The following is a 20,075-nucleotide window of genomic DNA, read 5'->3' as shown; positions in this document are numbered from 1 at the left end:
GAGGGCCGCGCACTTGAACATTCCCGCTCACGCTCCGCTGCATCTGCTGCATAAGGCCGCAATCGGTACGCTCGCTACCCACGCGCGCCAGCCGGAAGGTTTTCCTTATCCCTCAGTGCTGCCGTTCGCGCCGGACTCTCAGCATCGCCCGACCATCCTCGTGAGCCGGCTCGCCGAGCATACGCACAACCTGCACGCCGACCCGCGCGCCGGCTTTCTTGCGGTCGACGCGCCCGGCGACGACGTACTGAGCGGCCAGCGCGTCACCTTGCTCGGCACGTTCGAACCGGTCGACTCGACCCCCGAAGTCGTGCAGCGCTATCTGCGTTATCACGCGGACGCGGAGCGGTACCTGGTTCTCGGCGATTTTACGTTCTGGGTGATGAGGCTCGAACGGCTGCGCTACATCGGCGGTTTTGGTGCGATGGGCTGGCTGGACGGCACTGAACTTGATCCGCTGCCACCACTCGGTTTCGCCGAAGAAAACGCGCTGATCGAATACTTCGCTGCTCATTCTTCCAGTGCCCAAGGACTTCAACTGCTCGGCGTCGATCGCTATGGCGCCGATCTGAAACAGGACGGTGTACGCATCCGTTTCGCCTTCGACGACGCGAAATGCAATACCGAAACCTTGCATGCGGCGCTCGAAGATTGCATCCGGCGCCACGCTAATTAAGCCTTGATTGCTGTTTCGGGAAAACACCCATGCCGCAATAACAGCGTGGCGCGCATGTCGCAATATGTTCCGATGTTTCATGTAAAAGCTTTCATGGCATGAAATGTTCACGCGGATTTTTTATCTTAAATTTCATTTTTTGATAGTAGATTCAATCATTACTGACGCACGGCCGCGTTTTTCAGCAAAATGCGAAAATTAGCTATTTGAAAGGGTCCGCGTAACATCGCGGTCCGTTGAAATTTTTTGAAACGAATTGGGATTAATTTTTCGACGGTGCTTTTGCAGTCTTTCTATTTTGTGTTAATCTCGCCATCAAATTCCGAGGCATGATCACCTTCAAAGGGCAAGCCGGCTTAAGACTGGCAGTCATTTATCCAAACCACAAGGGAACCTATGTCGTCATACAAGGAACTACTCGCGCAGCGCGAGAAGCTCGAAAAGCAGATCGAAGAAGCAAAGTCGCGTGAATACGCAGAAGTGCTGAATGAGATCAAGCAGAAAATGGCCGATTACGGCATTACGCTGGCTGAACTCGGTGGTGGTCGTGGTGCCAAGGCGGCGAAAGCCGGTCGTCCGCGTGCTGGCGTTGCGCCGAAATATCGTGACCCGGATAGCGGCAGCACGTGGTCGGGCCGCGGCAAGCCGCCGCGCTGGATCGCAGGTCTGGATCGCGAGAAGTTTTTGATCCAGAAGTAATACCAATACGGTCAACCAGCCGCGCTTATAGCGTCGCTGTTGCCAGAAAAAAACCGCGTACCGTCCAGGGCGCGGTTTTTTTTCGCCCAGAAAATTGTTGCGATTTTTTGTCGCACGCACTCCATGAAACTGGAACGCGAATGCTTTTCGTTTAGATAAGCAACTGATTTAAAAGGATTTTTTGTGGTCTTTCCAGTGCATATCACGATGCGCCGGGTAGAATGCAGGCATTGAACTTTTCACTTCGATTCAAACATGTCTTCCACCGCCGCCGTTCAGTCCGCCGAGAAACATCGCGTCGCGCGTAAAAGCACTTTTGTCAGTATTGCGCTCAATACGGTGCTGATGGCGCTGCAAATTGTCATCGGAGTGTTTGCCCATTCTCAGGCGCTGGTGGCTGATGGTATCCATTCGCTGGCCGATTTGATTTCCGATTTTGTCGTGCTAATCGCCAATCGGCACAGCGGCGCCAAGCCCGACGCGGATCACAATTACGGACACAGCCGTTATGAAACGGTTGCGTCGCTGTTTTTGGGCGCGCTGCTGATTGTGGTCGGGGTCGGAATGTTGTGGCGCGCCGGGACACGTCTTGCCGATTTGCAAAGCATTCCGGCCGTCCATGTAAGCGCGCTCGCAGTCGCGGTGCTGGTGCTGATTTCCAAAGAGAGCCTGTTTCGATACATGCTGCGCGAAGCGCAGCGCGTGCGTTCCGCCATGTTGATTGCGAACGCATGGCACGCCCGCTCGGACGCCGCTTCTTCGCTGGTGGTCGCCATCGGCATTATCGGGAGCCTTGCGGGTGTGCCCCTGCTCGATCCGATCGCGGCGGCGATTGTCGGCTTCATGGTGGCGCGCATGGGCTGGACGTTCGGCTGGGACGCGCTGCAGGATCTTTCCGACCGGGCGCTAGACGAAGCCGCCTCGGCCGACATGCGCGCGCTATTGCTCGCAACCCCCGGCGTGCGCGACGTGCACGAAATGCGCACCCGCAAGATGGGGGACTTCGCACTTGTCGATGCGCACATTCTGGTCGACCCGCTGATTTCGGTCTCGGAAGGGCATTACATCGCCGAGTCGGCGCGCTTGCGCGTGCTGGCCGACAACCGTGTTCTCGACGCGCTGATCCATGTCGACCCGGAGAACGACGCGGTTGCGCGCCCAACCGTCAATCTGCCGACCCGCGAGCGGATCGTTGCCGCGGTCGATGCGGCATTGGCCGCGGGCGGCGTGAAGGCCGCTTCGATCAATTTGCATTACCTGAGCACGGGGCTCGATGTCGAAGTGGTTTTGCCGGCGCCGGATTCGCGCACGGCCCGCAGCGAAGCGCCCTCTCTCGCGGGTGTCGATCTGGAGGCGCTCAGACGCAGTCTGGGTGCCCGCAAGCTGGCGATGCGGCAAGGGTTGGACACATTCGCGGACGACGGCGGCACTTCAACCGAAGCAGGGAGTGGCGAGGTTGGTGCCCGCGTCAAGGCGATAGAGCCGCATAGCACAAACTGATGCACGCCACGCGAGCTGAGCCGCTCGAACGGCCGCTTCACCGCCTCACAGTGGCAACTGCGTATCGAATTTGATTTCGCGCAGCACGACGCTCGTGCGCACCTGAGCGACGGCGGGAATCTTGAAGATGCGTTCGTGTAGAAAGCTGTCGTACGCCTTGATGTCCGGCGCGACGATCTTGAGGATGTAGTCGGATTCGCCGGTCGTGCTGTAGCACTCGGTGACTTCCGGGCAGGTGGCGATTTCCCGCTCGAACTGCTCGACCCCGCCCTCGGTATGGCGCGTGAGGTGGATATGGGCAAGCGCGCAGACGTGCAGACCGAGTTTTTCGCGATCCAGCAAGGCCGTGTAGCGCTGGATCACCCCAGATTGCTCCATATCCTTGATACGGCGCCAACATGGGGTGCTCGAGAGCCCAACCTGGTCAGAAATCTCTTGTACGGACCGGCGTGCGTCGAGCTGCAGCAGGCGCAGGATTTTTTGAGAGAACGTATCGAGTGTCAACTGCGCCTCCGTTGGCGTCGCCCTATCAACGCATGGTAGAGGTCTCGAAAACGAAACGCAATGTAAAACGGGTTCGGCGAGGGAGATTACCTAATTTGCCGGTTCCTCAGCGGCGTTTTGTCCTGTGCCGTCCCCATCTTGACCGGCTGCCGGCATGGCCGCCTGGAACGTCCGCAGATCCTTCAGCATGTTGCAGAAGAGCGCGCCCTGCTCGATCGCATCGTCGAGTGCGACATGCGTATGCGGATGTTCGTCGAACCAGTGCTTCGGGAAGCGTGGCTTGATGTTCTTGCGGTACGGCAGGCCGGTCAGCGCGAAGGCCAGCGTTTTGATGTCGAGCGCGGACCACGAGAACGGGCAGCGGCCGACAAACCGCATCATGTACCAGAACATATAGGTGAAGTCGAAACCGGCCGGCATCGCCACGAACACGGGCTTGCCCGGCAACGCCTCGACCCATTCGACGTAGGCCGTGAGCGCGGCCTGCGGATCCTGCAAATCCTTGCGGCAGGCCTCCCATGCTTCCGGCTGCGTTTTCCACCAGGCTTCCTGCACCGGATGCGCTGTGGCGCCGTCGAGCAGTTCCAGATTCGCGGAGAAGGTGGCGATCAGTTGCTTGTCTTCCGTATAAGCGGCGGAGGCGAAACTGAGCATCGAATGCGGACCGGGAATGGGACCGTCCGCTTCGACGTCCGTGCTCACATAGATTTCGCTGCTCATGCTTCGACTCCGTCGGCCACGTACGGATTGGTGCGGCGTTCGGCGCCAAACGTGGAGGTGGGACCATGACCCGGAACGAAGGTGACGTCGTCGCCGAGTGGCCAGAGTTTTTCGCGGATCGAGCGCACCAGGTCGGCGTGATTGCCGCGCGGAAAATCCGTGCGGCCGATCGAGCCGGCGAACAGCACGTCGCCGACCAGCGCGAGCCGATGCGCGCGGCTGAAGAACACGACATGCCCTGGCGTGTGACCCGGGCAGTGATAGACCTCGAGGGTTTCGTCGCCGAACCGCACGGTCTCGCCGTTTTGCAGCCAACGGTCCGGCTCGAACGCCTCGGCAGCGGGAAAGCCGAAGCGCGTGCTTTGATCCGGCAGCTTGTCGAGCCAGAAGCTTTCGTCGGGATGCGGACCTTCGATCGGCACGCCGTAATGCGTGGCGAGCGTCTTTGCGCCAGCGCAATGATCGATGTGGCCGTGTGTCAGGAATACTTTTTCGACCGTCACGTTCTGGCGTGCGATTTCACCCTGGATGACATCAAGGTCGCCACCCGGATCGACGACGGCCGCCCGTCCTGTTGCCTCGCAAACGAGCAGGGAGCTGTTCTGCTGGAACGGGGTGACGGGGATCAAGGTGACTTTCATGGTGACGGCGCCGCAGGGAAAAACGTTGATTGTACCGGCGTCTGGCCGATGGTCGCCGAGGGCGCGGAAGCCCCGCTGCAACGGGCTTTCGGCTGCTCATTTTTGCAGCAGGAGTGAAAATTCTTCAAGGTTTTCAGTCGCTTGCCATCCCAAAAATTTCTTTTGGGTATAATGCGCTCTATGCACAAGGAATTGTGCATGCCACACGGCGATGCGTCCCCATCAAAAATGGGCACGCGGATTGCCACTCAAGTATGGGCTACCGGCGTTTTGCAGGTAGCCATCAGGTATCGAATGCTTTCGATGCACACGTCTTACCCAGCCAGGCGCCGCGCGCCTGCAACGGACTTAAATGCCGTGACGCTGGGTGGGGCCTACGCCGCTGTTCCTGTGCGCTGAGTTGCGCGCGCAAGAACGTGTTTGCCACGTTCGATGGCGGCATGTGGGGTCTGGTCAGGCTGCCGGGGACAGGTTGCGCCAGACGTGAAAATTAACCGTGCGGTAGCGGCTGTGTGAGCCGCATCCGGGCTTTGACGTACTGCGCTTTTCCGCGCGGCGCGTTGTCGTCCATTGCCGCCGGAGTCGCAGGCAACACGCTCAACTTTTGCGTGATGCGGCTCGACAATTTGATTGCACGTCTTATGAAAACTCGGTTATCCCGCAGTCTGGGGACTATTTTTGCCTTTTTTGTGCTGGCCGGTTGTGCTACGCCTCCGGGTGCAAGCACCGCGTCCGACAACGGCGCACCGCTGAGCACGAAGAAAGTCCAGGCAGGCTCCTTCGGCCCGCAAGCTTTTGGTAGCGCGCCGGCCTCGGATGTCGCCGCCAAAGGCGCATCACTGGCCGATGCCAAGCCGCTCACGGACGATGGTTCGGGCATTTCGGACTTCGAGCAGACTGGCCGCGCCTCATGGTACGGCCGTGGCTTCCATGGCCGCCGCACCGCCAACGGCGAACGCTACGACATGCACGCGATGACCGCGGCGCATCGTACGTTGCCGCTCGGCTCGTATGTTCGCGTGACCAATCCGGCCACCTCGCGCTCGGTTGTCGTCCGTATTAACGACCGTGGCCCGTATGCGCGTGGCCGGGTGATCGACCTGTCGATGGCCGCCGCAAGCGCGCTCGACATGCGCCATGCGGGTACGGCACGGGTCAAGATCGAAGGGTTGACGCGCCAGGAAGCGCGCGCTGAGATCAATGAAACGCTGGCGTCGAACTCGGGTTCGAACGCGGACAAGTAATTTAGTGGCTGGGCGCGCGCCGCAGGCGCATTTGTGACGCCGTGCTACCCGGCGGCAATGCACGTTGTGTTTGCCGGGAATGAAGGGCCGCATCGTGAACCGCACCCCAAAAGTTGGACGCTGATCCAATCTTTGGGGTGTTTTTCATGGCGCGGCCTTTTTTTGCGGTCCATTCGGTTCATCGACCCTCGCTGGTCGCAGCCGCCGGTCTTTTTTGGGTCGCGTAGCGAGCGCGGTCGGCAGTCTCCGCAGACGGACATTCCTTCCCGTCTGCCTTACTCCTCGTCTTTCTTCAGCGCCAACGCGCGCGTGTAGAGCGCGTTACGCGAAGCGCCGGTGATGGCCGCCGCGACTTTTGCCGCGCTGCTCACCGTCAATTCTTCCAGCAGGATGCCCAGCAACGCGTCGTGATCGTGTTCACCGGCGGCTTCCGGCTGTGCGCCTTCTACCACCAGCACGAACTCACCGCGTTGCCGGTTCGGATCGGCGGCAAGCCACGTTGGCCCTTCGGCCAGGGTGCCGCAATGCAGCGCTTCATGTAACTTCGTCAATTCGCGAGCGATCAACAGCTTGCGCTCGCCACCGAATGCGTCGGCCAACGCCTGCACTGTTTCGACGATCCGGTGCGGCGCTTCGTAGAACACCATTGCGTGGGGATGGCTCGCGAGCGCTTGCAGTGCCGCAGCGCGTGCTTTCGCCTTCGGTGGCAGGAAGCCAAGGAACGAGAACGTTGCGACCCAGTCGCCGGCCGCGCTCAACGCGGTGGCGAGCGCGCTTGCGCCGGGCAGCGGGATTACCGGGAAACCGGCTTCGCGCACTGCGTCGACGAGTTTCGCGCCGGGGTCCGAAATACCGGGCGTGCCCGCGTCGGACACATAGGCTACGCGTTCGCCCGCTTGCAGATGTTCGATCAGGCGCAGCGCCGCGGCCCGCTCGTTGTGCTGATGGACCGCGACAAGCGGTTTCGAGATGCCGTAGCGCGCGAGCAATTGGCCTGTGTTGCGGGTGTCTTCGGCGGCGATGCGATCCACCAGGCCGAGCACATGCAACGCACGCAGCGTCACGTCGGCGATGTTGCCGATCGGCGTGGCCACCACATACAGCGCGGCGGCAGGGTAGTGCTGCCCCTGCGCGAGTTCGGAGAGAGGAGTCATGAGGCAGAAGACGCAGACAGACAGAACGAGGCCGCCATTGTGCCACCCAATCCGGCCGCACAACTTTTCGGGACCAGGCGGGTCCAAACTCGTCGGCGCGGCTTTTGAAGCGCGTGCGATGGAGTTCTTGCAACGGCAGCGTTTGCGCTTCGTCGCGCGCAATGTGCTGTGCAGGGGCGGTGAGATCGATCTGGTGATGCGTGAGCGTGACGGCGCCCTGGTGTTCGTCGAAGTTCGCGCGCGGGCGCAGCGGCATTACGGCGGCGCGGCTGCAAGCATCGGGTGGCAGAAGAAGCAGCGTATCGTGCGTGCCGCGCGGCATTATCTGGCAACCCGCTGCAAACATTCGCACGATGAGCCCGCGTGCCGTTTCGACGTGATTGCGTTCGAAGCCGGCCGGCTCGTATGGCTGCGCGATGCCTTTCGTGCCGACGAAGTCTGATGCGGTGCGCGGCGAACGCCCGTGAGTGAGATAAACTTGCGCTCGCGTACGGGCCTCGTCGGTACGGCTCGCAATACGACTTCACAACACGGCCGCGCATTGCGGTCCATTCGCGGTAGAAAACAGAGACTCGATGTCAGTCGAACGCATTCAACAACACTTCCGCGACAGCGCGGCAGTCAAACTCGAAGCCCTCGAAACCCTGTCGATGCCGATCGCCGCAGCGATCGACACGATGTTCGCCGCGCTCGCCAACGGCAGCCGCATTCTTGCGTGCGGCAACGGCGGCTCGGCGGCCGATGCGCAACATTTCGCCGCCGAACTGATCGGCCGCTTCGAGCGTGAGCGCCCCGGTTTGCCGGCGATCGCGCTGAGCACCGATACGTCCGTGCTCACCGCTATCGCCAACGATTACTCATTCGAGCAGATTTTTTCGAAGCAGGTGTGGGCGCTTGGCCAGCCCGGCGACGTGCTGCTGGCGATCACCACGTCCGGCAATTCCGCCAATGTGCTGGCCGCGATCGAGGCCGCGCACGAGCGCGAAATGATCGTGGTCGCGCTGACCGGCAAGGGCGGCGGTCGCGTGCAGGAAGTCCTGAGCGATACAGATATCCAGATTTGTGTGCCGTCCGATCGCACCGCGCGTATTCAGGAAGTGCATTTGCTGACCATCCATTGTCTGTGCGACGGCATCGATGCCATGTTGCTGGGCGAAGACTGAGATTGATTCCGAAGGAGAGCTAGTTGATGAGCGTATTCCGCGTCAAGAAGACACTGGTGAGAACCGTGCTGGTGGTTGGGTTCGCGGCGGGGCTGTCCGCGACGTTGCAGGGTTGCTTTCTGGCCGTCGCCGGCGCGGCGGGCGGCGGCGCGCTGGTGGCGACCGACCGGCGCACGCTCGGCGCGCAGACCGAGGATCGCGAGTTGCAGGTGAAGGCGCTCTCGCAGATCAGCCAGAACTTGCCCGACAACGCGCACGTCAACGTGGCGGTGTTCAACCGCCGCGTGCTGCTGACGGGCGAAGTCGCGGGGGACGTGTCGAAGCAGCGGGCGGAGACCATCGTGCGTGGCTTGAATAACGTCAATACGATCGTCAACGAACTGGCGATCATGCCGGCCAGTTCGTTCTCGTCGCGCACCAACGATACTTATCTTGAGACACGCGTAAAGACCGCTTTGATCGCCGAGAAGAACATTTCGGCGAACAACTTCAAGGTCGTGGCCGAGCGCGGCTCGGTGTATCTGATGGGTCTCGTCACCATGGACGAAGGCAATCGTGGCGCCGACGTCGCGAGCCGCGTGCCGGGCGTGGTGCAGGTCGTGAAGGTGTTCCAGTACATCCAGCCGCAGGAGGCGGCAGCCGCCGCTGCCGCGGCGAGCGCGCCGGCTGCTGCTTCGCAGCCTGATGCGAATGCGCCGACCGTGGGTGCGATCCCCGATTCGTCGGTGAGCTCGCGTCCGCTCGATCAGCAGGCGCCGGCGCCTGTCAGCAATTCGAACTCGGTGCATCCGGGCAATCCGAAGGCGACGACGCCATGAAGCAGGGCGTTGCTTTCATGACTGCGATGCTGACGGTTAGCGTGTTGACCGGTGCATTCGCAGCTTCAGCGCGTGCGGCCGATGCGCCGCGCGGTCAGATCGTTGCGAGCTCGAATGCCTGCATGGGATGTCACGCGGTAGACCGCAAACTGGTCGGCCCGTCGTTCCAGCAGATCGCTGCAAAGTACAAGGGCGATGCGCAAGCGCCGGCAAAACTGGTGCGCAAGGTGAAGGACGGCGGCTCCGGCGTATGGGGCATGATTCCGATGCCCGCGCATCAATCAATGAGCGATGCGGACATTCGCACGGTAGTGGATTGGGTGCTGGCTGGGGCGCCGTCCAGGTGAGGTTTTGCCAGTCGTTTTGCCGCACAGAGGGGCTTGGCAAAACGGAAAATGCTTGTGCTAGAATAATTTGCACATTGGGGGGGTAGCTCAGCTGGGAGAGCGTCGCGTTCGCAATGCGAAGGTCGGGAGTTCGATCCTCCTCCTCTCCACCAGGATCACGTTCAGAGATGTCCAAAAACCCCGCAGCCGAAAGGCTCGCGGGGTTTTTTATTTCCAGCGAAACCCAATCCCCTGGAAGACGATGTCGCGAATGCGACTCGCCTCTACTCCCGAAATCCCACCTCATCCAAACGCCGCAACTGCGCAATGTCGCGAAGCGGCGGCGCGCCGAAGTGCCGGCTATATTCGCGACTGAACTGCGAAGGACTGTCATACCCGACCCGGATCGCAACCGACCCGACATCTCCGCTATGCCGGAGCAGCAACCTCCGCGCCTCGTGTAGCCGCAGTTGCTTCTGATACTGCAGCGGAGTCAGCGTCGTGACGTTCTTGAAGTGATGATGGAGCGACGACACGCTCATATTCACCGCCTGTGCCAGCGTCTCCATGCGCAAAAGCTCGGTGTAGTGATTCTGGATCCACTCGATTGCCCGGGCGATCCGGAACGTCTGGCTGCCGTTCACCGCAACGTGGCGTAGCCGTTTCCCCTGCTCGCTCGTCATCAGCCGGTAGAGCAATTCCTTTTCGATGAGCGGTGCGAGTACGGGAATGTCACCCGGAGTATCGAGCAATCGCACAAGTCGCAGTGCCGCATCGAAAACCGGTGCCGACAGCGGCGCCACCGCGATGCCTTCGCCCGCCGACGCGGCGTCCGGTTCCGGCAGGCGCAGTTGCGTGGCTAATTCCACGATCCGTTGCGGATCGAGCGTGAACTTCACACACAGATAAGGCGCGTCGGGCGACGCCCGCGTCACCTGCGACATCACCGGCAGATCGACGGACGTCACGAGGCAATGCAGATGATCGTAGACATACGCCTGCCCCGCGACCATGACCCGCTTGGCGCCCTGCGCCGCGAACACGAATGCGGAGCTCGTCACGCCGCAGCCGAGATCCACCGGCTGCGAGTAGCGATAGAACGTCAGCGACGGGATCGCCGTCTGATGCGTACCGTCGGTCGGCGCGAAGCGGCTGATGAGCGCGGCGAGTTCGCAGCGCGCCGTTTCGCGCGCCACTGAAGGATCGGAGTCTGAGGAGTGCAGTTTCATGCGCATGGAAATCCGTGGACGGAATCGAGCATACCCAACCGCTGCCGGGCAAGCGCGGTTGGCCTGCTGGATTTGCAGCATTGTTCAATAAATTTGCAGGATTGTGTAAAGGCAACGGCAGACACTCGGTACACACTGCCGCGTACACCCGGCGCCAAGTCCGGGCTTTCCCCACGGAGAGGTTCATGTCTACATCGTTTGTCCTCAACGGCAAGAACATTACGCTCGACGCCGATCCCACCACGCCGCTCCTTTGGGCGATCCGCGAGGACGCGGGTCTGCACGGCACGAAGTTCGGTTGCGGCATGGCGCAATGCGGCGCCTGCACGGTCCATCTGGAAGGCGAAGCCACCCGTTCGTGCGTGCTGCCGCTCGCGGCGATCGCGGGCAAGCGCATCACGACCATCGAGGGCATCGAAAGCCGGCCCGCAAAAGCCATCCAGGCCGCATGGGTCAAGCTGCAGGTGCCGCAGTGCGGCTACTGTCAGTCCGGACAGATCATGTCCGCGACGGCCTTGCTCGAACATAACGCCACGCCCACCGACGCCGACATCGACGCCGCGATGAACGGCAATCTCTGCCGCTGTGCGACCTATACCCGCATTCGCGCGGCCATCCACGAAGCTGCTGCCACCCTGAAGGCCTGACCATGACGACCGATCTCGATCTCACGGATGCGGTACGCCCGTCGCGCCGAACTTTTCTGAAGGCGGCCGGCGCCTTCGCGGCAGTCGGTCTCACCATCGGCTTCGAGTGGGCGGGCACGGGCCGCCGGGCGCTCGCCGCGACCATGCCCGACGCGACGTTCGCCCCCAATGCGTTCCTGCGCGTCGCGCCGGACAACAGCGTCACGGTCATCGCGAAGCACGTCGAGATGGGCCAGGGCGCGTACACCGGCATCGCGACGATCGTCGCGGAAGAACTGGATGCGAACTGGCAGGACGTACGGGTCGAAAGCGCGCCCGCCGATGCGAAGCGCTATGCGAATCTCGCGTTCGGCACGATCCAGGGCACGGGCGGCAGCTCGGCAATGGCCAACTCGTGGATGCAATTGCGCGACGCCGGTGCGAAAGCGCGCGCGATGCTGGTCTCCGCCGCCGCCGCAGAGTGGCAGGTGCCCGCGTCCGAACTGACGACGCTCGACGGTAGCGTTCATCACGCCGCCACGAACCGGAGCGCCACCTACGGATCGCTTGCGTCGGCCGCGGCTCGCTTGCCGGTGCCGGACAAGGTCACGCTCAAGTCGCCGAAGGATTTCCGGTTGATCGGCCATCAACTGCCGCGTGTCGATGTGCCGTCGAAAACCAACGGCACCGCGCAGTTCACACTCGACGTGACCTTCCCCGGCATGCTCGTCGCGCTGTTGCAGCGCCCGCCGCTCTTCGGCGCAACGGTCAAATCGTTCGATGCATCGGCTGCGAAAGCGGTGCCCGGCGTCGTCTCGGTCGTGCAGGTGCCGGGTGGCGTCGCGGTTGTCGGGAAGGGTTTCTGGGCGGTGAAGCAGGGCCGCGATGCACTGAAGGTCGAATGGGACGATTCGGCCGCCGAAAAGCGCAGTTCGGACGCGATCATGGCCGAGTACCGGCAGCTCGCCGAGCAGCCCGGCGCATCCGCCCGCAAGGAGGGCGATGTGACGCAGGCGCTCGCCGGCGCGGCGAAGAAAATCTCGGCCACCTACGCGTTTCCGTATCTCGCTCACGCGCCCATGGAGCCGCTCGACGCCGTCGTCAAGCTCACCGCCGATAGTTGCGAGATCTGGGCCGGCGACCAGTTTCAGACCGTCGACCAGGGCAACGCCGCGCACACGGCCGGGCTCGATCCGCAGCAGGTGAAGATTCACACGTTGTATGCGGGCGGCAGCTTCGGGCGGCGCGCGAACACGCGGTCGGACTATATCGTCGAGGCCGTGTCGATCGCGAAGGCGCTGGGCGCGAACGGCACGCCGGTCAAGCTGCAGTGGACTCGCGAGGACGACATCCACGGCGGTCTTTACCGGCCGATGTATTTCCACAAACTCGATGCAGGACTGAGCGCCGACGGCAAGCTCGTCGGCTGGCGGCATCGCATCGTCGGTCAGTCGATTCTGGCCGGTACGCCGTTCGCCAGCGTCATGGTCAAGAACGGGATCGACTCGACGTCCGTCGAGGGGGCCGCCAACGTGGCCTACGCGATTCCGAACATCTCAGTCGAACTGACGACTACGCAGACCGGCGTGCCCGTGTTGTGGTGGCGGGTGGTCGGCAGCTCGCACACGGCATTCGCGGTCGAGGCGTTTATCGACGAAGCCGCACATGCCGCGGGCAAGGATCCGTTCGCCTTCCGCCGCGATCTGCTCGCACACGAACCGCGCATGCGGGGCGTGCTCGAACTCGCCGCGCAGAAAGCGGGCTGGGACCCGGCCAAACCGTTGCCGAAAGGCCGCGGACGCGGTATCGCGGTGGCCGAGGCGTTCCAGACGTTCGTCGCGCAAGTCGCGGAAGTCTCCGTCGACAAGGACGGCAACGTGAAGGTGGAGCGCGTCGTCTGTGCGGTGGATTGCGGCACGCCGATCAATCCCGACATCATCGCCGCACAGATGGAAGGTGGCATCGGCTTCGGTCTGGGCGCGGCGTTGCACAGCGCGATCACGCTGAAGGACGGCAAGGTCGAGCAGAACAACTTCGACGGCTACCAGGTACTGCGAATCGCCGAGATGCCCAAGGTCGAAGTGCACATCGTGCAGTCGGGCGAAGCGCCGACAGGTGTCGGCGAGCCCGGTGTCGCACCGGTCGGACCGGCCGTCGCGAACGCGATCTTCGCGGCTACCGGCAGGCGGATTCAGTCCCTGCCGTTCCCCGCAGCGTCGGAAAAGACCGCCTGACGGACTGAGCGAAGACGACGGCCCACGTCGTGACGAATCGCGCTCCCGTGTGCCTGGCACGCGGGAGCGCGGCACGTTCACGATTCAGAACGGCCCGAGATCAGAACTTGTCCCACCCGTCGTCCGCAGTCGCGGTAGCGAGCGCGGCGATCGGCGCAATCGGCGCAATCGGTGCAATCGGTGCAACGCGCCTCGGAGCAGCGGCAAGCGCAGCCTCGCGCCGCGGCGCTTCCCGCCGAACCGGAGCAGCCGTTGCCGCAGCGTCCTTCACCTGGAAAAACGCCACGGCTTCATTCAACTGCTGCCCCTGGTCTTCCATCGACCGCGAAGCCGCCGCCGCTTCTTCCACGAGTGCCGCATTCTGTTGCGTGACGTTGTCCATCTGGGTAATCGCAAGATTGACCTGCTCGATGCCACGGCTCTGTTCAGCGGATGCCGCCGCGATCTCCGACATGATGTCGGTCACGCGCGCGACCGCTTGAGTCACTTCGGCCATCGTCTTGCCCGCCTCACCGGCAAGCGCCGAACCATCGCGGATCCTGCCCACCGAGGTAGCGATCAGATCCTTGATCTCCTTTGCCGCGCTCGATGAACGTTGCGCCAGGCTTCTGACTTCGCTCGCGACCACCGCGAACCCCCGTCCCTGTTCGCCCGCACGCGCGGCTTCGACGGCGGCGTTCAGCGCCAGAATGTTGGTCTGGAACGCAATGCCTTCGATGATGCCGGTGATGTCCGCGATCTTGGTCGAGCTGTCGCTGATGTCGTGCATCGTGCTCACCACCTGACCGACCACCTCGCTCCCCTTTTGTGCCACCGACGATGCATTCGCGGCCAGCGTGCTGCCTTGCTGCGCGTTGTCGGCGTTCTGCTTAACGGTGGAGGTGAGTTCCTCCATGCTGGAAGCGGTCTCCTGCAACGACGCCGCCTGCTGCTCGGTACGCTGGCTCAGATCCATATTGCCCGCCGCGATCTGGCGTGCCGCCCCGGCGATGCTGGTGCTGCTGTCGCGCACGCGTCCGACGATCGCCGTCAACCGTTCGTTCATTTCGCGCAGGGCGGTCAGCAGTTTGCTGGTTTCGTCGCGGCCGTCGACGGTGATCTGCGTGCGCAGATCGCCTTGCGAGACGGTGCGCGCGACGTCGATCGCAAAACGCAGCGGCCCGGTCACAGCACGCGTGATCACCACGCATGCGGTGACGGCGAGCCCCAGCGCGATCAGGCAGATCGCGATCAGCATATTGCGCTGGTTCTCGTAATGCGCCGTGTATTCGTTGACCAGCTGCTCCTGACGTGAACGCGTGTAGTCGGCGTACGCGTCGGTCGAGCGAATCAGCGCGGCGAGCAACGGCCGGCAATGCTCGTCCATCTCGACGATCGCCTCGTCTTTCTTGTTGGTGAGCGCGAGATTGACGATGTTGAGGGCAACCGGACCATACGCCGCTTCGACCCGGTTGATCTCCGCAATGAGGCTGCGTGCTTTCTCCGAGGTATCGGTCGAACTCGCACTCATGTCGTTGAGTTTTTTCAGATCGGCTTGCACGTCTTCGTGCGCGCGCGTTACGTCGGCTTTCTCTATTTCGAGGTCCTGAGGTTTGGTGACGAGTACGAGATTACGCGCCGCGATCGCCCGGCGGTCGACGGCGGTTCGAACCTGCACGACCATGTCAGCGCGTGCGTTGATGCCATGTACATAGTCGGAAAACCCATCGGTCGAATCGCTCAGCGCTTTCAGGGAAAGGCCGGAAACCGCGACGACGATGAGCGATAGCATGCCGAAACCGGCAACGAGCTTGGTCTTGATGGTGAGGTTTTTAAGTGACACGTTTTTTCTCCAATAACGAAACGTTGAAGTGTTCGTAATGGACTCTCAGGTCCGGACATGGGAGCGTCTATCTGACTGCCATTGATGCCGGCAGCCCCGCGCGGTTTCTCCTTTGTGCCCACCATAAGACGCCTTGCGGCAGCGCGTCGAACGTCGGGTACAAATGGGTATCCCATTTACCGGTTATCGGATCGGATTCTTATGGACTGAAGGAATTCCGGGTATTCCTCTACTAAGCTTGCACCCGATGAGCGAAGAACGCGGCATTTCGCCTAAATTTTGAGCTATTTAGGCACATGATGAAAACATGTGTCTTTCATTTTTATTTCATTTTCCCCATGCGCCTGGACCGGCGGTAATTGTCTGACATGAACGGGGCAACAAAAATGACTTGAGCAAACCGGCATCTCTATATATGATTGAGCAATCACTCATTTATAGTAAGCAGTCGAAGCGAACCGTATGGCCCGTCCGAAAAGCGAAGACAAACGTAACGCCATCCTTGCCGCCGCCACCGAGGTCATTGCCGAGCAAGGCCTGGGCGCGCCTACTGCACGCATCGCGAAACTCGCGGGCGTGGCAGAAGGAACGTTATTCACTTACTTCGACAATAAGGACGAGTTGCTGAACGAGCTCTACCTGAGCATCAAGGCAGACCTGCGCGAAGTGATGATGACTACTTATCCAAAGCAAGCCAGCGTGCGCGATCGCGCTCAGCACGTGTGGGACAAGTTCGTCGACTGGGGCGTGGCGCAGCCGCAAAAACGCCGGGCAATGGCGCAACTGACCGTGTCGGAACGGCTCACCGATTGCACACGTGCAAGCGGCATGGAGTCCTTCCCGGATATCAACACGATGATTCAGGCGAGCGTGGCGAGCGGCGTGTTGCGCGATCAGCCGCCTGGGTTTGTAACGGCGATCATGGCGGCACTGGCCGAAACCACCATGGATTTCATCGCCCGTGAACCGGCCGCCGCCGACCGCTATCGCAAGGCCGGCTTTGAAGCGTTCTGGCACGCGATTGCCCAGAACTGATTTAGGTCTGATTTTTTTGTCCGATTAATGAGTGATTGCTTGCTCATTTAAATTGAAGGAGCACATGATGTCGAAGGTCTGGTTGGTTACAGGAAGTGCCCGCGGGCTTGGGCGTGAAATTGTCGAAGCAGCGTTGCGCGCGGGTGAGCGCGTCGTGGCGACGGCGCGCGATCCGCGTCAGTTGGCAGAACTGCTGACGCGCTATGGCGAGCAGGTTCGCGCCGTTGCGCTGGACGTCACCGACCCGGCGGCGGCGCGCCATGCGGTACAGGCCGCTGTCGATGCGTTCGGCCGGCTCGACGTGGTCGTGAACAATGCGGGTTTCGGTCACCTGGCGCCGTTCGAGCAAACGCCCGAGGACGATTTCCGCGCCCAGATCGACACCAACTTCTATGGTGTGGTCAACGTCACGCGCGCCGCGCTGCCGGTGCTTCGGGCACAACGAGCCGGCCACATCATCCAGATTTCGTCGGTGGGAGGCCGGGTGGGGATCGCGGGATTGAGCGCCTATCAAGCGGCGAAGTGGGCGGTCGGCGGATTCACCGAGGTGATCAGCCAGGAACTCGCGCCGTTCGGCGTCCACGTGACGGCGCTCGAGCCCGGCGGCATGAAAACCGAGTGGGGCACCGAAGCGAGCGGCGCGACGCCGGCATTGCTGCCGGACTATGTGCCGTCGGTCGGCGCGGTGGCCGAGATGCTGTCCCAGCACTTTGGCCAGGAAACCAGCGATCCTGCAAAGGTCGCGCAAGTCGTCCTGAAACTCGCATATCACGATTCATTGCCCGCGCATCTGTTGCTCGGCAGTGACGCCTTGCATTACGCCGGCGAGGGCGACAAGGTGCGCGCCGCGAGCGCCGAAGCCTGGCGAGCGGTCAGCAACGCGACCGATTTTGCCGCGCCGGCGCAGCTGCCGGTATTTCCCACGGCACCGGCGAAGGCCTGAACACTATACTGAGCCGGCAACTCAACCCAAGGCCACCTGAGGACGAACGGCATGGCACATTGGAGCGCGGCGGACATTGCGCGTCAGACCGGTGGCTCTTGTTCAATACCGGCGCGAACGGTGGCCTGGGTTTCGGGACGGCGCTCGCGCCGGCCGGGCAAGATCACGGAGCATGCATCATGAAGGTTCTGATATTCGGCGCGACCGGCATGGTCGGACAGGGTGTATTGCGCGAATGCTTGCGCGCCCCCGACGTGGAAATGGTCCAGACGGTTGGCCGTACCGCTACCGGCCAGCTCGACCCACGCCTCGTCGAACTGATTCAGCCGGACCTGATGGACTATCGGGGAGTCGAGGCATCGTTGACAGGGTTCGACGCGTGCTTTTTCTGTTTGGGGGTGTCGTCGGCAGGCATGCAGGAGGCCGGGTATGCGCGGCTTACGTATGACTTGACACTGGCCGCCGCGCAGACGCTTGCCCGTCTCAATCCGCAGATGACCTTTGTCTACGTGTCCGGCGCGGGGACCGACAGTACTGAGCGCGGCCGCAGCATGTGGGCGCGGGTCAAGGGTAAGACCGAAAATGCGCTGCGGCGGCTGCCGTTCAAAGGGGTCTACCTGTTTCGCCCCGGTGTGATCGAACCGCTGAACGGCGCCCGTTCGAAGACCCGCTCGTACCGGTTGTTCTACACCGCCACCAGGTTTCTCCTGCCGATGCTCCGCGCGGTGTTCCCCAACCACATTCTCAGCACCGAAGACATCGGCCAGGCGATGCTGGCGGTCGCTCGCCATGGCGCAGCCGAAGCGGTGCTGGAGGTTGCCGATATCAGGGCGCTCAGCCGAGTGGCATCCTGATCGGCGCTTGATTTGCACGCGGGTTAGGGTTGATTGAGCGCCAGGCCGGCGTAACCGGCCGGTTACTGGGCGAAAGTGTGCGGACGCGGCGCGTAGGCGCAAAACCTAACGCCCGTGCTGTTTTTGCGCCGCGGCGCCTGTGCCAAGCCACTGTGGTGGTTTGAGACACACCTTCGTTAAAAATTTTCGCTCAAGCCGCCGAAAACCTGCCTTTTCCCTCATTTGGCGTGCCCCGGCCTCTGGTAGGCTACGGTTTTACGGGACGCGCCTTCCGGCCGCGGCCATTTTCTTCACGCGCGTAGGCCAGCGCAGGCACGAACGAAAAGCTCATGGTGACGCGCCGACCGAACATCGTGATTGCTATCAGTATCGTGCTGGCCAGCGCGATACTTGCGATCGCAGTGTGGGTCTTGTCGCAGATGCGCGATGACGCGCTGCGCCGGGCGCAGGATTCCGTCTTCAACGTCTCCCTGCTGGTTGAACGCGACGTGTCGCGCAATCTCGAGATTTACGACCTGTCGCTGCGCGCCGTCATCGACGGACTGAAACAGCCTGGCGTGCTGGACTTGCCGCCGGCGATTCGTCAGATGGTTTTGTTCGACGGCTCCGCCAGCGCGAAAGACCTCGGTTCGATGTTCGTTCTCGACCCCGCCGGCAACATCCTGTTCGATTCGCAAGCCACGCCGCCCCGCCGAATCAATCTTGCCGACCGGGACTACTTCCAGGTCCAGCGCGACTCGCCCAACGTCGGCCTGTATGTCAGTCATCCGTTCATACCCAAAGTGAACAGCAATGATGTGAGCATTGCGCTGAGTCGCCGCATCTCGCGGCCGGACGGCAGCTTCGCCGGCGTGGTGGTCGGCACGATGCGGCTCACTTACTTCAGGCGCCTGTTCGCCGGCATGAATCTGGGCCCGGGCGGTTCGATGGCGCTGATGCTGAGCGACGGCACGATGCTGATGCGGCGCCCATACGATCCCAATATCATCGGCCGGGGACTAGCCGGCACCTCGAACTATTCGCGCTTCCTCCAGGAACCGAGCGGCGACTTTTTCGGCACGGCGGCGATCGACGGTGTCGAGCGCTGGTATGCATTCCGCCATATCGACATGTACCCGCTGATTCTCGACGTTGCGCTCTCCACGCACGATATCTACGTGGAGTGGCGGCGGCGCGCGTGGATCATCGGCTCGCTGATCGCGGCGCTCGACGTGGCGATCATTGCGCTCGCCATCCTGTTTTCGCAGCAACTGCGGCAGCGCCGCGCAGCGGAAGAAGAGCTGCGCACGCTGGCGCGCACCGACGGGCTGACCGGTCTGAACAATCGCCGGACTTTCGAGGAACATGCGGAGGAGGAGTGGCGTCGCGCACAACGCAACGGCTGGCCTTTATCGATGCTGCTGATCGACGTCGACACGTTTAAAGGCTTCAACGATCTATACGGTCACTCGGCCGGCGACGATGCGCTCATTGCCGTGGCGCGCTGCATCGCGCAAAACGTGCGGCGCTCAGGCGATATCGCGGCGCGCTATGGCGGCGAAGAATTCGCGGTGCTGCTGCCGGATACCGACGAAGCCGCGGCGGCGGGTATCGCCGAAAACATTCGTGCCGCCGTTCAGGCGCTCGAACTTCGCCATGTGGCGAGCTCGCACCATGTGCTGACCATCAGCATCGGCATTGCGTGCACCAGGAGCCAGGTATTTGCAGCGAGCCGCGCACTCGTCAACGCCGCGGACGAGGCACTCTACGAGGCCAAGGACGCAGGCCGCAACCGCGTGCTGTGCTATCCGGTGCCGGCGCGGGCGGATCGGCACAGCGACGTGATGTCGCCGGCGCGATGAGGCTGCGCCAGTTCGCTGGTGTACCGGCTGCCGGATCGCGTCGCGT

20 protein-coding genes and 1 tRNA gene are annotated in these 20,075 nt (G+C 62.2%); 15 read left to right on the top strand and 6 right to left on the bottom strand.

The genetic code is table 11. The features are described from left to right. Positions 1–13: 13 nt before the first annotated feature. The 3 genes from BCY88_RS24565 (at position 14) to BCY88_RS24555 (ending at position 2,875) form a co-directional block, all read left to right on the top strand. Positions 14–676: a HugZ family pyridoxamine 5'-phosphate oxidase gene (locus BCY88_RS24565; protein WP_120346763.1), complete on the top strand. Its 663-nt coding sequence runs from the start codon at positions 14–16 to the stop codon at positions 674–676. Positions 677–1,072: 396 nt separating this feature from the next. Continuing rightward, positions 1,073–1,375, top strand: a complete 303-nt coding sequence (locus tag BCY88_RS24560) for an H-NS histone family protein (RefSeq protein WP_028197784.1) — start codon at positions 1,073–1,075, stop codon at positions 1,373–1,375. A gap of 255 nt (positions 1,376–1,630) precedes the next feature. Beyond that, positions 1,631–2,875 (top strand): cation diffusion facilitator family transporter, encoded by a 1,245-nt coding sequence (locus BCY88_RS24555; RefSeq protein ID WP_120346762.1) that lies wholly within the window; start codon positions 1,631–1,633, stop codon positions 2,873–2,875. 45 nt (positions 2,876–2,920) lie between these two features. On the opposite strand, the gene BCY88_RS24550 is transcribed toward BCY88_RS24555, so the two are convergent. The 3 genes from BCY88_RS24550 to BCY88_RS24540 form a co-directional block, all read right to left on the bottom strand. Next, positions 2,921–3,379 carry an Lrp/AsnC family transcriptional regulator gene (locus BCY88_RS24550; protein ID WP_012431468.1) on the bottom strand — a complete coding sequence of 153 codons (459 nt, stop codon included), beginning with the start codon at positions 3,377–3,379 and terminating at the stop codon, positions 2,921–2,923. Between the two features lie 90 nt (positions 3,380–3,469). Beyond that, positions 3,470–4,099: a 3'-5' exonuclease family protein gene (locus tag BCY88_RS24545; protein WP_120346761.1), complete on the bottom strand. Its 630-nt coding sequence runs from the start codon at positions 4,097–4,099 to the stop codon at positions 3,470–3,472. Beyond that, a complete protein-coding gene (locus BCY88_RS24540; RefSeq protein WP_120346790.1) occupies positions 4,096–4,740 on the bottom strand; it encodes an MBL fold metallo-hydrolase in 645 nt (214 codons plus the stop codon). The genes BCY88_RS24545 and BCY88_RS24540 overlap by 4 nt, the downstream gene beginning before the upstream one ends. Positions 4,741–5,381: 641 nt before the next feature. Here BCY88_RS24540 and BCY88_RS24530 point away from each other — a divergent pair. Then, positions 5,382–5,984, top strand: a complete 603-nt coding sequence (locus BCY88_RS24530) for a septal ring lytic transglycosylase RlpA family protein (RefSeq protein WP_404935733.1) — start codon at positions 5,382–5,384, stop codon at positions 5,982–5,984. A gap of 275 nt (positions 5,985–6,259) precedes the next feature. Here BCY88_RS24530 and rsmI read toward each other — a convergent pair whose 3' ends face one another. Next, on the bottom strand, positions 6,260–7,138 hold the full coding sequence (gene rsmI, locus BCY88_RS24525; RefSeq protein WP_120346759.1) for a 16S rRNA (cytidine(1402)-2'-O)-methyltransferase: 879 nt from the start codon (positions 7,136–7,138) through the stop codon (positions 6,260–6,262). Here rsmI and BCY88_RS24520 point away from each other — a divergent pair. The 5 genes from BCY88_RS24520 to BCY88_RS24500 all read left to right on the top strand — a co-directional run bounded on the left by BCY88_RS24520 (position 7,137) and on the right by BCY88_RS24500 (position 9,618). After that, positions 7,137–7,580 carry a YraN family protein gene (locus BCY88_RS24520; protein WP_120346758.1) on the top strand — a complete coding sequence of 148 codons (444 nt, stop codon included), beginning with the start codon at positions 7,137–7,139 and terminating at the stop codon, positions 7,578–7,580. The two genes, rsmI and BCY88_RS24520, sit on opposite strands and share 2 nt — an antisense overlap. 133 nt (positions 7,581–7,713) lie before the next feature. Continuing rightward, on the top strand, positions 7,714–8,301 hold the full coding sequence (locus BCY88_RS24515) for a phosphoheptose isomerase (protein ID WP_120346757.1): 588 nt from the start codon (positions 7,714–7,716) through the stop codon (positions 8,299–8,301). A gap of 26 nt (positions 8,302–8,327) precedes the next feature. Next, complete coding sequence (locus BCY88_RS24510) at positions 8,328–9,119, top strand: BON domain-containing protein (RefSeq protein ID WP_120346756.1); 792 nt, start codon at positions 8,328–8,330, stop codon at positions 9,117–9,119. 17 nt (positions 9,120–9,136) lie between these two features. Beyond that, positions 9,137–9,466: a c-type cytochrome gene (locus BCY88_RS24505; protein WP_404935735.1), complete on the top strand. Its 330-nt coding sequence runs from the start codon at positions 9,137–9,139 to the stop codon at positions 9,464–9,466. 76 nt (positions 9,467–9,542) lie between these two features. Then, positions 9,543–9,618 (top strand) — tRNA-Ala (locus tag BCY88_RS24500). Between the two features lie 111 nt (positions 9,619–9,729). Here BCY88_RS24500 and BCY88_RS24495 read toward each other — a convergent pair. Further along, positions 9,730–10,674 carry an AraC family transcriptional regulator gene (locus tag BCY88_RS24495; protein WP_120346788.1) on the bottom strand — a complete coding sequence of 315 codons (945 nt, stop codon included), beginning with the start codon at positions 10,672–10,674 and terminating at the stop codon, positions 9,730–9,732. Between the two features lie 185 nt (positions 10,675–10,859). Between BCY88_RS24495 and BCY88_RS24490 the strand changes: the two genes are divergently transcribed. Beyond that, complete coding sequence (locus BCY88_RS24490; protein ID WP_120346754.1) at positions 10,860–11,321, top strand: (2Fe-2S)-binding protein; 462 nt, start codon at positions 10,860–10,862, stop codon at positions 11,319–11,321. A gap of 2 nt (positions 11,322–11,323) precedes the next feature. Beyond that, positions 11,324–13,534 (top strand): xanthine dehydrogenase family protein molybdopterin-binding subunit, encoded by a 2,211-nt coding sequence (locus BCY88_RS24485; RefSeq protein ID WP_120346753.1) that lies wholly within the window; start codon positions 11,324–11,326, stop codon positions 13,532–13,534. A gap of 100 nt (positions 13,535–13,634) precedes the next feature. Here the strand turns inward: BCY88_RS24485 and BCY88_RS24480 are convergent, their stop codons facing one another. Continuing rightward, complete coding sequence (locus BCY88_RS24480; protein WP_404935734.1) at positions 13,635–15,305, bottom strand: methyl-accepting chemotaxis protein; 1,671 nt, start codon at positions 15,303–15,305, stop codon at positions 13,635–13,637. 513 nt (positions 15,306–15,818) lie between these two features. Between BCY88_RS24480 and BCY88_RS24475 the strand changes: the two genes are divergently transcribed. The 4 genes from BCY88_RS24475 (at position 15,819) to BCY88_RS24460 (ending at position 20,029) form a co-directional block, all read left to right on the top strand. Next, positions 15,819–16,391, top strand: a complete 573-nt coding sequence (locus BCY88_RS24475) for a TetR/AcrR family transcriptional regulator (RefSeq protein ID WP_120346751.1) — start codon at positions 15,819–15,821, stop codon at positions 16,389–16,391. A gap of 67 nt (positions 16,392–16,458) precedes the next feature. After that, positions 16,459–17,334, top strand: a complete 876-nt coding sequence (locus tag BCY88_RS24470; protein ID WP_120346750.1) for an SDR family NAD(P)-dependent oxidoreductase — start codon at positions 16,459–16,461, stop codon at positions 17,332–17,334. A gap of 179 nt (positions 17,335–17,513) precedes the next feature. Continuing rightward, entirely contained in the window at positions 17,514–18,188 is a 675-nt protein-coding gene (locus BCY88_RS24465; protein WP_120346787.1) for an NAD(P)H-binding protein, read from the top strand. Positions 18,189–18,517: 329 nt separating this feature from the next. Continuing rightward, positions 18,518–20,029 carry a sensor domain-containing diguanylate cyclase gene (locus tag BCY88_RS24460; protein ID WP_120346749.1) on the top strand — a complete coding sequence of 504 codons (1,512 nt, stop codon included), beginning with the start codon at positions 18,518–18,520 and terminating at the stop codon, positions 20,027–20,029. Positions 20,030–20,075: the final 46 nt, after the last annotated feature.

The organism is Paraburkholderia fungorum, assembly GCF_003610895.1.
GTDB lineage: Bacteria > Pseudomonadota > Gammaproteobacteria > Burkholderiales > Burkholderiaceae > Paraburkholderia > Paraburkholderia fungorum_B.
This window is presented reverse-complemented; position numbering and strand designations above follow the sequence as displayed.